Origin of the sequence: Bacillus sp. FJAT-28004 (assembly GCF_001280845.1) — a bacterium.
Lineage (GTDB): Bacteria > Bacillota > Bacilli > Paenibacillales > Paenibacillaceae > Pristimantibacillus.
Map to the genome: position 1 here is coordinate 343310 of NZ_LGHP01000004.1, position 14745 is coordinate 358054.

Below are 14745 nucleotides of genomic sequence, written 5' to 3' on the forward strand. Positions count from 1 at the left end.
GATTTGTCTATTTCACTGCTTATTGGCAGTTTATTCCGAGTGTTTCCCTATTACAAAAAGCAACCCGAATCCGCTCATCCGTTATTCCCGGACGGCTGGACAACCAGGTTGCTTTTCTTTACGCATGTTTTAGCGGCGTAGGCCGAGTTTTTCGATCAATGCGCTGTAACGTCTAACATCATTGTTTTTAAGGTATGCAAGCAGCTTACGGCGCTGACCTACCATCTTGAGCAAACCACGACGGGAATGATGATCTTTCTTGTGCTCCCGCAAATGTTGAGTCAAGTTAACGATGTTTTCAGTCAGGATAGCCACTTGAACCTCCGGAGAACCGGTATCAGTTGCATGTGTCTTATGCGTCTCAATCAGTTCGTTTTTACGTACTTGTGTAATTGCCATCCCAATTCACCTCCTTCTTGATAATCGCCATTAGCCTCGAAGCCGTCGGTGAGATCGGACATCCAAGCTAAGGTTAAGTTTGTGAGTACATCACACAAAATGTATGACTACTTACAACGTTGTATAGTATAACACACAAGATGAGTGAATGTCGAGAAGCATATCCAAAGAAAGCTCAACATCGTTTCCCACACCATATATGCAACTAGTTAATTGTAACCATGAATGGCCTTTGCTTGCTCAGAGTCAGATCCAATCTGCTCAACAAGTTCAGCTATCGAATTGAATTTTTTCTCTGAACGTATAAACGATAGTAATTGCAAACGCATCTGTTCACCGTATATATCGTTGTTGAAGTCAAACAAATGAGCCTCCATCACCGGCTTAAGCTCTTCTTTGTTAAAGGTTGGTTTTAAACCATAATTCAACACACCTGGGTATGCGGTATCACCAATCCATGCCATTACCGCATAAACGCCAAGCTTTGGCGCGATATATGGTGCATTAAATTGCAAGTTGGCTGTCGGGAAGCCGATTGTCCGACCTCTTTTGTCCCCGTGAACGACTATGCCTTCAACTTCGTATGGCCTGCCGAGCAAACGTTCTGCCAGTTCAAGATCACCTTGCTCCAGCGCTTCGCGGATATAAGTACTGCTTACTTTTACCCCGTTCTCGATCAAAGGCTCAATGATATGAACAGATATGTCGGGCTCTGCCAGCTGCTTCAAAGATTCAGCATTTCCTGAACCTTTGTGGCCAAAGTTGAAATCGAAGCCTACAACTACCTGCTTGGCACGGAGTGTGCGCAGAACCTCATTCACGAAGCGCTCAGGAGATACTGAAGCAAACTCAAGATCAAACTTCATAATGAATACAAGATCTACACCAAGCTCCGCAAATAACGCTGTCTTAGCATCAAAAGGCGTAAGGCAACGATAATATTGCTCACCTTGACCGAGAACTTCCTTCGGATGAGGATCAAATGTCAAAACCGCTGATAGCATATCGGATTCCTTCGCTGCATTTACAGCTTGACGAATCACATTTTGGTGTCCACGATGAACCCCGTCAAAATGACCGATTGCTATGGAAAGCGGCTTGTCCAGCGACAACGTGGACAAACCGTTTAAAGGAAAACTTAATGGAATAATTTCCAACGCTGAAGCACCTGCATTTCCTATTAACTTTCTACAACGATAAGCTAAGCTGAAAATACTTTAATCGGCTTGAAAACATTTGAATTCAAGTCAATCTGAAAAATACCTAGAAACGAGCTTTGATCATTATAAAGCCGTATAAGTTGTCCATCTAAAATCAATGCTGTATGATCGACTGCATGGCTAAGACTAACTTTCTGTCCCAGCAGTGCGAGCCTTCCAAACGATTCTGGGATGGTTACACGATCCAAATGTGTAATAGCTTCATCTGCAGCTATTAAATGTCCGCTTAACTCACCGGCTTGCTGCAATTGCTCAATTTGCTCTAACGTTAAGCAACTTTCCTTAGTAATGCCGCCTGACATCGTTCTTGTCAAGTGAGCCATTGTGGCAGGAACGCCCAGCGCTTTACCAATGTCCACACATAATGTGCGGATATATGTACCTTTTGAACAAACGACAGAAAACGAAATACGAGGCTGTTCCAGATCAAGTTGTGCGTCAATGAGATCAATTTGATGAATGGTTACTTTTCTTGATTTCCGCTCAACAGTCTTTCCTTCTCTTGCTAACTCGTACAATCGTTTGCCGTCAACTTTGACAGCGGAATACATCGGTGGAACTTGATCGATCTCGCCCAAAAACTGCGACAGCGCACGGCGAACTTCATCTTCTGTAACAGATATTGACGATTGACGCTCGGTAACAGTGCCGGTTAAGTCCTCCGTATCTGTTGCAATTCCAAGCTGCAATACAGCTTCATATGACTTCGGCCGCTCTTGCACATATTCGACTACTCTTGTTGCACGCCCAAGACATAGCGGCAATACACCCGTCACCATAGGATCAAGCGTTCCTGTATGTCCAATCCGCTTCATCTTTAGCACTCGGCGTACTTTTGCAACCACATCATGAGAAGTCCAGCCTTCAGGCTTCCAAACTGCCAAAATGCCGTCCATCGTTTAAATCAACGCCTTTCTGACTGCTTCCACTAACTCTTCAATCGAGGTCGTTAAAGAACCTTCAATACGGCAACCTGCTGCACGCACATGACCACCACCGCCAAATGCTTGCGCAATTGCGGCTACATTGGCTTTGCCTGCTGAACGCATGCTTGCTTTGACAGCACCGTCTTCTGTTTCTTTAAATAGAATGCCGACTTCAACCCCATCCACATTAAGCGCATAATTTACGATTCCTTCTAGATCTTCAGGAACAGCGCCTGTATTGTGCAAATCATCTTTGCCAATATAGACCCAGCCGATCTCCAAGTTATCTGTAAATGTGAGGCGATTAAGTGCAAGTTGGAGAAGCTTGAGCTTAGCCATGGTCATCTTCTCAAGAAGATGATCAGCCAGTTCATTGCCGGACACGCCTATAGCGAGCAAATGCGAGGCAATCTCCATGACACGTGGACTCGTGTTTGAATAACGAAACCCGCCTGTGTCGGTTAACAAACCGGTGTAGATAGCTGTTGCGCAATTTAAATCAAATTCGATTTTTGCTCTCTCGATTAAATCATACAATATTTCAACTGTAGCCGCAGCTTCCGCTCGAATAACATTAACAGCGCCAAATCCATTGTTTGTCGGATGATGATCGATATTAAGCAGCTTTGCATCTGGTGCAAAGCTGCTCGCTACCTCTCCAATTCGTTTGAAATCAGCACAATCGACCGAAATAATGGCATCGAATTTTTGCTGCGTTATATCGCGTTTATAATTGATAATTGAATCAAATTGATGTAAGAAACTAAGTCTAGACGGCAGATCGCTTTCATTAATCATCACTGCCGACTTCCCTAGCTTCTCGAGCATCCAGCCTACGACAACAGTAGAACTAATAGCGTCACCGTCAGGCTGTACATGTGATACGACTAGAAAATCATCGTAATTTTTCATGAACGCCAGCGCTTCATCCAACTGCCTCGAATAGCTGCTTTGCTCCATCATCGAGCTGAATTCCCGTTATTGATGTTTTCAAGCAATGCCTCGATGCGGCTGCCATATTCAATACTGCTGTCAAACTTGAACAGCAATACTGGTGTATGACGCAAACGCATGCGCTTGCCAAGCTCTGTGCGAATAAATCCGGTTCCGCTCGCTAGTGCCTTAAGCGTCGCTTCCTTCTGTTCTTCGCTGCCAAGTACGCTTAAATACACTTTTGCTTGTGAAAGATCGCTCGATGTTTCAACACCAGTTACAGTAATGAAACCAATTCTTGGATCTTTCAGCTCTGTCTGTATAATTTGGCTCAGCTCTTTTTTAATCTGTTCGCCGACCCGTCCTACCCGGATTTTTGCCATGCTTTACTCACCTCTCTACTGATTCCATGACAAATGCTTCGATCGTATCGCCTTCACGAACATCGTTGAAACGATCAAGCGTAATACCGCACTCATAACCTGCTGCAACTTCTTTAGCGTCGTCTTTGAAACGTTTCAAGGACTCGATCTTGCCAGTGAAGACAACGATACCGCCACGAACCAGACGCGCTTCAGCGTTACGAGAAATTTTACCGTCAGTAATCATACAACCTGCTATTGCGCCAACTTTAGTAACTTTAAATACGTTACGAACTTCAGCGTGACCAATAACAACCTCTTTGAAGATTGGGTCAAGCATACCCTTCATTGCTTGCTCAATCTCATCGATTACGTTGTAGATAACGCGGTGCATGCGCACATCAACTTTTTCTTGTGCAATCGTTGCTTCTGCTTGTGGATCAGGACGAACGTTAAATCCGATTACGATAGCATTGGAAGCTGACGCCAAAATGATATCCGATTCTGTAATCGCGCCAACACCGCTATGGATGATTTTTACGCGAACGCCTTCGATTTCAATTTTTGCGAGCGAGCCTTTTAATGCTTCGGAAGAACCTTGAACGTCGGATTTGATGATAACGTTCAGATCTTTAATTTCACCATCTTTGATATGGTTATACAGATCATCAAGCGTTACGCGTGTATTCGCACCCATATCCGATTGACGTTGTTTAATGGAACGACGGTCAGCAATATCACGGGCTTTACGCTCATCTTCAAATACCATGAACGGATCACCAGCTAGTGGAACTTCTGTTAGACCAGTAATTTCCACTGGAGTAGAAGGACCTGCTTCTTTTAAGCGACGGCCTTTATCGTTAACCATTGCTCTAATACGACCGAAGCAGTTACCTGCAACGAAAGCATCTCCGATTTTCAAAGTACCGTGTTGAACGAGAATACGTGCAACAGGACCTTTACCTTTATCAAGCTCTGCTTCAATAACAGTAGCGCGAGCGCGTTTGTTCGGGTTAGCTTTATAATCATTCATCTCAGCAACGAGCAAAATCATTTCAAGAAGGCCTTCAAGACCAATTCTTTGTTTAGCGGAAACTTCGACGAAAATAGTGTCGCCGCCCCACTCTTCCGGAACTAGTTCATATTCTGTCATTTCTTGTTTAATTTTCTCGGTATTCGCTTCTGGCTTATCGATTTTGTTAACCGCTACGATAATAGGAACGCCAGCTGCTTTGGCATGGTTGATGGCTTCAACTGTTTGCGGCATGATGCCGTCATCAGCTGCTACAACGATAATTGTAATGTCCGTAACCTGCGCACCGCGAGCACGCATTAGCGTAAACGCTTCGTGACCAGGTGTATCGAGGAACGTAATTTTTTTATGGTTAATTTCGACTTGGTAAGCACCGATGTGCTGCGTGATTCCGCCGGCTTCTCCGCCTGTTACATTCGTTTTGCGAATGGCATCAAGCAATGTTGTTTTACCGTGGTCAACGTGACCCATAATGGTAACAACCGGTGGACGTGACACCAAATCTTCATCTTCGTCTGACTCTTCCACGGTTTCAAAGGAATCTTCCTCAACAGGAATTTTCACTTCAACCTCTACGCCGTAGTCTGTTGCGATCAAATGAATCGCATCCATATCGATTTCTTGGTTGATGGTAGCCATTACGCCTAGGAAAATCAGTTTTTTAATAACTTCTGATGCATCCTTATGCAGCAATTTTGCCAATTCGCCAACGGTCATTGTACCGCGTACAATAATTTTCTTTGGTGTATTGTCAATTTTCTCGCGTGGCGGTTGTTGTTGGAACTTGCCGCCGCGACCTTTTTGACCACCACGGCCATTGTTGCCTCTGAAGCCGCCTGGTTTACCGTCTTCAAATCTCTTTTGGCCTGGTCTTGCGTTTCTGTTGTCATTTCCGCGAGCTTGCCCTTGTGCTGGCTTAGAGTCGAAACGACTTTGGCCGGATGAAGCTGGACGGCTGCTTGCGTCTGAACGCGGAGCGCTTGGACGGCTGCCTGTGTTGCTTTGTCCACCTTGCGATGGGCGACTTGGTCCAGATGATGCTGGACGACTGCTTTGACCGCCTTGACCTTGTCCAGGACGGCTTGAACCCGCGTTTGAACCCGCTGGGCGATTACCTTGTCCGCCTTGTCCTTGGCTTGGACGACTGGAACTTGCGCTGCCTTGTGATGGACGGTTGTTGCTTGATTGTGATGCTGGACGATTTGTTTGTTGTCCTGCTGGTCTTTGTTCCGACTGCTGTTGGGTTGTTTGTGGTTTCGTATTAATAGAATTCATAGGCCCCTGTCTGTCTTGATTCGTATTTTTATTTTCTTGTACTGGCTGCGGCTTCCGTTCCTGCTGCTGTGGCTGCTGCGATTGCGGCTTGTTAGCAGTAGGTTGTGCAGAAGAAACCGTTACATTCGTTGTTTCCTGTGCACGCTTAGCGGCGGCATTTTGTTTAATATTGCGAAAAAAACCTTCGACCTTGTTTACCATCTCATTTTCCATCACACTCATATGGTTGTTGACAGGCAAATCCAGTCGTTTTAGAATCGTTATGATTTCTTTGCTGCTCATATTAAGTGACTTGGCATACTCGTAAACGCGCAGCTTATCTTTATTGTCCTTGCTGTCTTGTTTATTGTCCAATATGATCCACCTCCGTATTATGGCTCAGATGACTCGCAATCATTTTTCCGAATTGTGCATCGGTTACCGCTATTACAACCCGTTCTGGCTTACCAATCGCCTTTCCTAGTTGCTCACGGTCGAATGCTTCGGCGAGTTGTATTCCGTAGGTGTTGCATTTGTCACGAAATTTTTTTTTCGTATTGTCTGAAGCATCTCCTGCAAGAATAACGAGATGCACTTGTTTATTTCTTACAGCTTTAAGGACAATTTCATCGCCTGTAATCAGCTTTCCGGCACGCATTGCCATGCCAAGCTGTGATAAGCTCTTATTCTGCTTCATCGCTTATCAGCTCCTTACTTGCAATAAACTGTTCCTCTACCGCTACAAAATCCTGTTCAAGCTGATCGTAAATGTGTTCACCAACATGCTGCTTCAGTGCTCGATCAAGCGCCTTGGATTTCTTCGCTAATTTAAAGCAACTGACTTTACCGCACAAATATGCACCGCGGCCAGCTTGTTTGCCTTTCAGGTCAATCTGCACCTCTTCGGCCGGTGTCCGCACAATCCGAATGAGTTCCTTCTTCGGCATCATCTCCTGACAAGCGACGCATTTGCGAAGCGGTACTTTTCTCGGTCTCATTGTACACCCCTCCTCTGCCAGCTGAATTGACGCTTACCTGTTATAAAAGCAGATTAGTCAATGGATACCGAATCCTGATGCATGACAGTTGTCATCGATTTCGGACGTCCATACTCCTGCTCCGCTTGCGTCTCGCTCTTAATATCGATTTTCCAGCCAGTCAGCTTAGCAGCAAGCCTTGCATTCTGTCCTTTAATACCGATCGCGAGCGATAGTTGATAATCAGGCACGATAACTCTGGCCATTTTTTCTTGTTCGAATACGATAACCTCAAGCACCTTTGAAGGGCTTAATGCATTCGCAACATATTCATCCACGCTTTCAGACCAACGAACGATATCGATTTTCTCACCTTTAAGCTCGTTTACGATCGTCTGAACGCGCAGTCCTTTTTGACCAACACATGAACCGACTGGATCAACCTCGGAGTTACGGGAATGAACCGCAATTTTGGAACGGAAGCCTGCTTCGCGAGCTACCGACCGAATTTCTACTACTCCGTCATAGATCTCAGGCACTTCAAGCTCGAACAACCGTTTTAAAAGGCCAGGATGCGTACGAGATAAAATGATTTGAGGACCTTTAGTCGTATTTTCAACTTTCGTGATATAAGACTTCACGCGGTCACCATGCTTAAACTTATCAGTAGGCATAAGCTCTGTCAAAGGCAATACCGCCTCAACCTTGCCCAGATCCACAAATAAATTACGAACATCTTGACGTTGAACGATACCGTTAACGATATCTTCCTCTTTATCGATAAAAGCGTTATATATCAGTCCACGCTCTGCTTCACGAATACGTTGCGTAACAACCTGCTTCGCTGTTTGAGCAGCGATACGTCCAAAATCACGCGGCGTAACTTCAATATCCGCAATATCGTCAAGCTGATAGTGAGGATTGATTTCTCGTGATGCCTCCACTGTAATTTCCAGACGTGGATCTAGCACTTCATCGACAACGGTCTTCCGGGCGTATACTTTAATAACGCCAGTATGACGATTAATATCGACGCGCACATTTTGAGCGGTATTAAAATTTCTTTTGTAGCTGGAGATAAGTGCTGCCTCAATGGCTTCAAGGAGCACATCCTTGGTAATCCCCTTGTCTCGTTCTATTTCTTGTAGTGCTTCAATAAAATCCATACTCATTGGACTGGATTTCCCCCTTTCAATATATAAACGAATATTTAGAACACGATAGCGAGCCTTGCGCCAGCCACCTTAGCATAAGGAATGGTATACTCCTTTTTGGCTGTACGAACGACCGCATTTTCTCCATCAAATGAAAGTAGCAGCCCCTCAAATTCTTTAGCGCCGCTAATCGGTTCATATGTCGTTATGTAAACGTGCTTACCGATTGCTTTACGTACTTCCTCTTCATTCCTAAGCGGTCTTTCTGCTCCTGGGGAAGATACCTCTAAAAAATAAACGTCTGTAACTGGATCATTTTTGTCCAATTGCTCACTTATGAATTCGCTGATACGACCACAGTCATCGATGTCGATGCCGCCTTCTTTATCTACGAAAATACGAAGGAAATAATTGCTTCCTTCTTTTACATACTCAATATCAACCAGTTCAAATCCATTGCTGCTGAGGTATGGTAAAACCATTTCCTGGACAGCGGCTTTGATTTTGGATGTACTCAAATTCAGTTGACCTCCTGTTTATACGCACTATGCCATTTTGCCGTTTACAAAACGTAAAGAGTGGGTTTCCCCACTCTTCTGCATCAAAGTCTTTATAATCATCATTGCCAGAAAAATTATAACATAACCGCACTATAGTGACAAGAAATCTTTTCTATCCAAGCCGCTTCTAGAACAGTGAAAGCTGATTGGATTCAGGCAATCCACGGAAGCAGCCCATGTTGCCAAGAACCTCAATAATCGTTTTTGTCGCCTTCGATTTCATTTGGAAATCCTCGATCGACAAGTACTCGCCATCGTCTCTTGAAGCTGCTATGTTGCGTGCCGCGTTATCGCCTATCCCCGCAATTGCAGCAAATGGCGGAATAAGCGAATCCCCGTCTACAAGAAATTTCGTCGCATCGGAACGATACAGATCAATCGGCTTAAAAGAGAAGCCGCGAGCTGTCATTTCCAGTGACATTTCAAGCTGTGACACCATGTTTTTCTCTTTAGGGAGTGCATTAAACCCTTTAGCCTCGATCTCGATCAACTTACGTAAAATCGCATCATACCCTTGGCATAGCAGCTCCAAATCAAAATCGTCTGCCCTTACCGTAAAGTAAGTAGCATAATACTCTATTGGATAATAAAGCTTGAAATATGCAGTGCGAACTGCCGAGATTACATAGGCTGCAGCATGAGCTTTCGGGAACATGTACTCGATGCGGAGGCAAGAATCAATGTACCACTGCGGCACCTTGCATCGCTTCATCTCTTCGATCCACTCTGGCGTCAGACCTTTACCTTTACGCACGCTTTCTGTAATCTTGAATGCAAGTCCTGCATCCATTCCAGCTTTATATATCAAGAACAACATGATGTCATCCCGACAGCCGATTACCGTTTTGATATTGCAAGTGCCGTTCTTAATCAACTCTTGTGCATTTCCCAGCCAAACTCCCGTTCCATGAGACAGTCCGGAAATTTGCAGCAAATCCGCAAACGAAGAAGGCTGTGTCTCTTGAAGCATTTGACGAACGAATTTCGTTCCCATTTCCGGCACCCCATAAGTGGCTACCGAAGATCGAATCTGCTCGCCTGGAACGTCAAGTGCTTTTGTCGAGTTGAACATGCTCATTACTTTAGGATCGTTCATTGGAATTGACGTTGGATCAACACCAGTCAAATCCTGTAGCATCCGCATCATAGTCGGATCATCGTGTCCCAGAATATCGAGCTTAAGCAAGTTTTCATCAAACGCGTGATAGTCAAAATGGGTCGTCTTCCATTCTGCATTCACATCGTCTGCTGGAAATTGGACAGGCGTTATATCTTCAACATCGATATAATCGGGAACAACGACGATACCCCCTGGATGCTGTCCCGTGCTTCGTTTTACGCCGGTACAGCCGCTCGCTAGTCTCGCCAGTTCAGCACCGCGCCATTTCTTACCATGCTCTTCCTCATACTTCTTAGTGAAACCATAGGCCGTTTTCTCTGCAACCGTACCAATCGTTCCAGCACGGAACACACACTTCTCGCTAAACAATATTTTCGTATAGTTATGTGCAATCGGTTGATAGTCCCCTGAGAAGTTCAAATCGATATCGGGAACTTTATCGCCTTTGAATCCAAGGAAGGTTTCGAACGGAATATCCTGTCCTTCACCTTTCATCGGCTTCTCGCAATTCGGACATAATTTATCCGGTAAGTCGAAGCCGCTCGGAATGCTGCCGTCCAAAAACCATTCGCTGTGCCTACAATCCGAATTTTTGCACAAATAATGAGCAGGCAGCGGATTAACCTCAGAAATACCTAGAAATGTTGCTACGACTGAGGAACCAACCGATCCCCTTGAGCCGACCAAATATCCATCCGCGTTGGATTTCTTTACAAGCTTCTCCGAAATCAAGTAGTTGGCGGAAAACTTAAATTTGATAATAGGAATAAGTTCTTTTTCTAGCCTGTCGATAACGACCTGAGGAAGATCTTCCCCATACATAGACTTCGCCGTATCATAACAAGTGTTGCGAATCTCCTCGTCGGCTCCTTCAATAATGGGAGCGAACAGTCCCGTCGGGAACATGTCATACGGCTCAAATCGATCAGCAAGCTCCACAGTATTCGTAATCACGACCTCGCGAGCTCTTGCTTCCCCTAAGAACGCAAACTCCTCCAACATTTCTTCCGTCGTACGGAAATGAGCATCGGGTTTGCGAATGCTCTTAAGCGGACTAAAGCCGGTGATTCCGTGAATCGTAATGTCACGATACATTTTGTCGCGCGGATTCAGATAATGAACGTTGCCAGTAGCAATAACCGGCTTGCCCAGCTCATCCCCAATTTGACAGATCCGGCGATGCGCCTGCTCAATCTCCGCTCGGCTGCCGACTAACCCCTTATCTACTAAGTGCATGTAGAAATCAATCGGCTGAATTTCAAGGACATCGTAAAAACGTGCAACCTCCAGCGCTTCTTCATACGACTTGTTCAGAACGGTTTCGAAGAATTCCCCTTTTTCACAGCCGGATATAACGAGCAAACCTTCACGGTGCGCAACAAGCTTCGTTTTTGGAATCGTTGCTACCCGTTTGAAATGCTCTGTATGTGAGATGGAAATAAGCTTAAACAAGTTTTTCTTCCCCACTGCGTTAAGTGCATAAACATTGCTGTGGAATGGCCGCGAATTGGATAAATCAATACCTACATAATCATTTAGCTGATGTAGATTCGTAATATTTCGCTCAGCCGCATCTGCAATCAAGCCATACAACACGCCGCCAAGAGCAAGGGAGTCATCTACAGCACGGTGATGATTGTCGAGACTAACCTTATATTTATCTGCTAACGTATTCAAACGATGGTTTTTGAGAGTTGGAAAAATAAATCGAGCTAGTTCCAGCGTATCGAGCACTGGATTTTTCACTTCCGGCATACCGAAAGCTTTACAGTTTGCCTGGATGAAGCCAATATCGAACCTTGCATTGTGGGCTACGAGAACATCATCACCGATAAATTCAATGAATTCCCTAAGTTTAGGCTCAATATCTGGCTGCCCTTTTACCATATCGTCATTGATGTTAGTCAACTGCGTAATGTGGTAAGGGATTTTCTCATGCGGATCAATAAGGGTAGAGAAACGATCAATTTCTTTGCCATCTTGCATTTTAACGCCAGCAAGCTCAATAATTTTGTTATTGATTACAGATAACCCTGTCGTCTCTATATCAAATACAATATAAGTTGCTGTAGCAAGAGGCTCCGGTCTCGATTCCAGTACCATTGGCACTGCATCGTTCACAATATTAGCTTCAACACCAAAAAGCACTTTAATACCATGTTTTTTGGCCGACTTATTCGCATCCGGGTAACATTGAACATTACTATGATCGGTTACTGCTATCGCCTTATGTCCCCATTTGGCAGCTGTTTTAATATAGACATCTACCGGCGTTACCGCATCCATAGCGCTCATCGTTGTATGGAGATGAAATTCCACTCGTTTTTCTTCCGCTTTATCCATGCGATCGGCAGGTGTTCTGACCTCATGCAAATCATTCGGCATCATCACCAGCTCTGGTTCCTGCATAAAGCGGTCATATTCGATTCGGCCGCGCGCTTTAACCCATTTACCATTGGCAAGCTGGTTTAAAATTTTCACATCGTCCTTCGTCTTCGCGAACATCTTCATCGCAATTGAATCGGAGAAGTCGGTCACGTTGAACGTAAACAATGTGCTTCCGTTACGAAGCTCTTTCACTTCAAGACCAAATACAGCGCCTTGTACTGTGATTTTTTTCTCTTCTTCGATGATGTTCATCAAAGGAACAGGTTCTTCCCGAATATCATAACCAACAGCAAGCCTGATTTCACTCTCATCTACGAGCTCAGACTCGGATTGCGCACTCGCCATCAGCTCCTGCACATATTCACGCTCTTCCTGTACCATTCGAAGCGAGAATTCATCCAAAATCTCTTGTCTTGATTCGCTGACAATCATTTTCACTTTGCAAGCACGCTGAAAATTCTCATTAAAGAAACGAACAATTTCATCATCTAGACGTTTCTTGCGAGCAAGCTCTAAACCTGTATTGTCAAGCAGAGAAAGGGTCAGCACATCCCCTTCTACGCTGATCGATGATTTCTGCAGCCATCCATTTACGGAAGCGATCTCGCGCTGAGCCCACTCCATGAACAAACCCCAGTATTGCAGCACGATGGATTCCGTTTCTACTACTGGATCATAGATCAATAAAAAGCTGACCGCTGCGATTGACTCAAACTTCATCCGAGCCGCCTGACAAAGCCCATTATAGGCCTGTAAAGGCACCATGGACGTTTTGCAGATGCAAAACGTCCATTCTTGATTGCTGTTGCTTACAATGACTTGATCTATATATCCATCTTGAAAATAGGTTTGTATAAGTTCTTGCGGCAGCTGAATATGCTGTAAAAGCATTTCGAAACTCTGCCGTTTTTTTGCGGTTTGGCTCATAAAACTCCACTCCTTAAGATCCGAACCGAACTAGCTTCAGTCCTTAATAAGCTCTTGCAAATACGACTGTATGTTGTGATGGATCGCCACAAACGAGACATGTTTCTTTATGTGATGTCGGATTAAAAGGGATATTACGGCTTGTTGCTCCAGTTTCTTCCTTAACCTGCTTCTCGCAAGCAGCAGAGCCGCACCAGCCTGCTTCTACGAAGCCGCGCTGTTCTTCCAGAAAGCTTTTCATTTCATCAAGCGTTTCAACTGAACGTGAGTTGTCGATACGGAACTGCTTCGCGCGATTGAACATCTCATGATGCGTTTCTTCCAGCATTGCTTCTATTTCAGCTATGAGATTAGTTTGCTGCACGATACGCTTCTCTCCTGTAACTCTGGAAACAAGCACAACTTGTCCATTTTCCATATCACGTGGTCCAAGCTCAAGACGAAGTGGAACACCGCGCATCTCATATTCGTTAAATTTCCAGCCTGGGCTGACGTCAGCACGATCGTCCACGCGCACGCGAACACCGGCTTTCTTAAGCTCTGCATAAAGCTCATCAACACGGCCAACAACCTGCTCACGCATTTTTGCAGGGCCGATTGGAATCATAACAACTTGCGTTGGTGCAACTTTAGGTGGCAGCACCAGACCACGATCATCACCATGAACCATAATAAGTGCACCGATTAGTCTTGTACTAACGCCCCAAGAAGTCGTATGCGCGAATTGTAATGTGTTTTCACGATCAAGGAATTTAATATCAAATGCTACCGCAAACTTCGTACCTAGATAATGGGATGTTCCGGCTTGAACAGCCTTCCCGTCTTTCATCATCGCTTCGATCGAATACGTATCAACCGCTCCCGCAAACCGCTCAGAAGGCGTTTTTTCGCCTTTGATTACAGGAATTGCAAGGAACTCTTCAACGAACTGCGTGTAAACATCAAGCATCTGCATCGTCTCTTGACGCGCTTCCTCTTCTGTTTCATGCGCAGTATGACCTTCTTGCCACAAAAACTCACTCGTACGCAAGAAGGGCATTGTGCGTTTCTCCCAGCGGACAACATTCGCCCATTGGTTAATAAGCAAAGGCAAATCGCGATACGATTGAATCCATTTCGAATACATGTGACCAAACATCGTTTCCGATGTTGGACGAATAGCAAGGCGCTCTTCCAGCTTCTCACCGGCTGCTTCGGTTACCCAAGGCAGCTCTGGATTGAAACCTTCAACATGCTCCTTTTCTTTTTGAAAAAAGCTCTCTGGGATAAAGAGCGGAAAATACGCGTTACGATGTCCCGTTTCTTTGAAGCGGCGATCAAGATCACGTTGAATATTTTCCCAAAGCTCATAACCTTCGGGGCGAAACACGATACAGCCCCTTACTGGTGAATAATCCATAAGCTCTGCTTTTTTAATAACATCAATATACCATCTGGAGAAATCTTCACTTTGAGGCGTGATTTCTGTAACGAACTGTTTATCTTTAGACAT

The 14745-nt window shown here is 44.8% G+C and carries 12 protein-coding genes; all 12 read right to left on the reverse strand.

All coding sequences use genetic code 11. From position 1 onward, the window contains the following. Nucleotides 1-129: 129 nt before the first annotated feature. Nucleotides 130-399, reverse strand: coding sequence for a 30S ribosomal protein S15 (rpsO, locus tag AC787_RS31595; RefSeq protein WP_053375765.1), 270 nt, complete (start codon nucleotides 397-399; stop codon nucleotides 130-132). A 209-nt stretch (nucleotides 400-608) separates the two neighbouring features. Then, a complete protein-coding gene (locus AC787_RS31600; RefSeq protein ID WP_054028940.1) occupies nucleotides 609-1556 on the reverse strand; it encodes a bifunctional riboflavin kinase/FAD synthetase in 948 nt (315 codons plus the stop codon). 44 nt (nucleotides 1557-1600) lie between these two features. Further along, nucleotides 1601-2515, reverse strand: a complete 915-nt coding sequence (gene truB, locus AC787_RS31605) for a tRNA pseudouridine(55) synthase TruB (protein WP_054028941.1) — start codon at nucleotides 2513-2515, stop codon at nucleotides 1601-1603. Nucleotides 2516-2518: 3 nt separating this feature from the next. Continuing rightward, the gene (locus AC787_RS31610) at nucleotides 2519-3508 is read right to left on the reverse strand and encodes a DHH family phosphoesterase (RefSeq protein WP_054028942.1); all 990 of its coding nucleotides are present in this window, start codon (nucleotides 3506-3508) and stop codon (nucleotides 2519-2521) included. Further along, entirely contained in the window at nucleotides 3505-3861 is a 357-nt protein-coding gene (gene rbfA / locus AC787_RS31615; RefSeq protein WP_054028943.1) for a 30S ribosome-binding factor RbfA, read from the reverse strand. The genes AC787_RS31610 and rbfA overlap by 4 nt, the downstream gene beginning before the upstream one ends. A gap of 7 nt (nucleotides 3862-3868) precedes the next feature. Then, nucleotides 3869-6502, reverse strand: a complete 2634-nt coding sequence (gene infB / locus AC787_RS31620) for a translation initiation factor IF-2 (RefSeq protein WP_054028944.1) — start codon at nucleotides 6500-6502, stop codon at nucleotides 3869-3871. After that, nucleotides 6492-6824 (reverse strand): L7Ae/L30e/S12e/Gadd45 family ribosomal protein, encoded by a 333-nt coding sequence (locus AC787_RS31625; RefSeq protein ID WP_054028945.1) that lies wholly within the window; start codon nucleotides 6822-6824, stop codon nucleotides 6492-6494. Before AC787_RS31625 ends, infB begins: the two co-directional genes overlap by 11 nt. After that, nucleotides 6811-7125: an RNase P modulator RnpM gene (rnpM, locus tag AC787_RS31630; protein WP_054028946.1), complete on the reverse strand. Its 315-nt coding sequence runs from the start codon at nucleotides 7123-7125 to the stop codon at nucleotides 6811-6813. The genes AC787_RS31625 and rnpM overlap by 14 nt, the downstream gene beginning before the upstream one ends. A 53-nt stretch (nucleotides 7126-7178) precedes the next feature. Beyond that, complete coding sequence (nusA, locus tag AC787_RS31635) at nucleotides 7179-8276, reverse strand: transcription termination factor NusA (protein ID WP_054028947.1); 1098 nt, start codon at nucleotides 8274-8276, stop codon at nucleotides 7179-7181. A 38-nt stretch (nucleotides 8277-8314) separates the two neighbouring features. Beyond that, a complete protein-coding gene (rimP, locus tag AC787_RS31640) occupies nucleotides 8315-8776 on the reverse strand; it encodes a ribosome maturation factor RimP (protein ID WP_054028948.1) in 462 nt (153 codons plus the stop codon). Nucleotides 8777-8945: 169 nt separating this feature from the next. After that, the gene (locus AC787_RS31645) at nucleotides 8946-13253 is read right to left on the reverse strand and encodes a PolC-type DNA polymerase III (RefSeq protein WP_054028949.1); all 4308 of its coding nucleotides are present in this window, start codon (nucleotides 13251-13253) and stop codon (nucleotides 8946-8948) included. Nucleotides 13254-13296: 43 nt separating this feature from the next. Beyond that, nucleotides 13297-14745 carry a proline--tRNA ligase gene (gene proS / locus AC787_RS31650; protein WP_054028950.1) on the reverse strand — a complete coding sequence of 483 codons (1449 nt, stop codon included), beginning with the start codon at nucleotides 14743-14745 and terminating at the stop codon, nucleotides 13297-13299.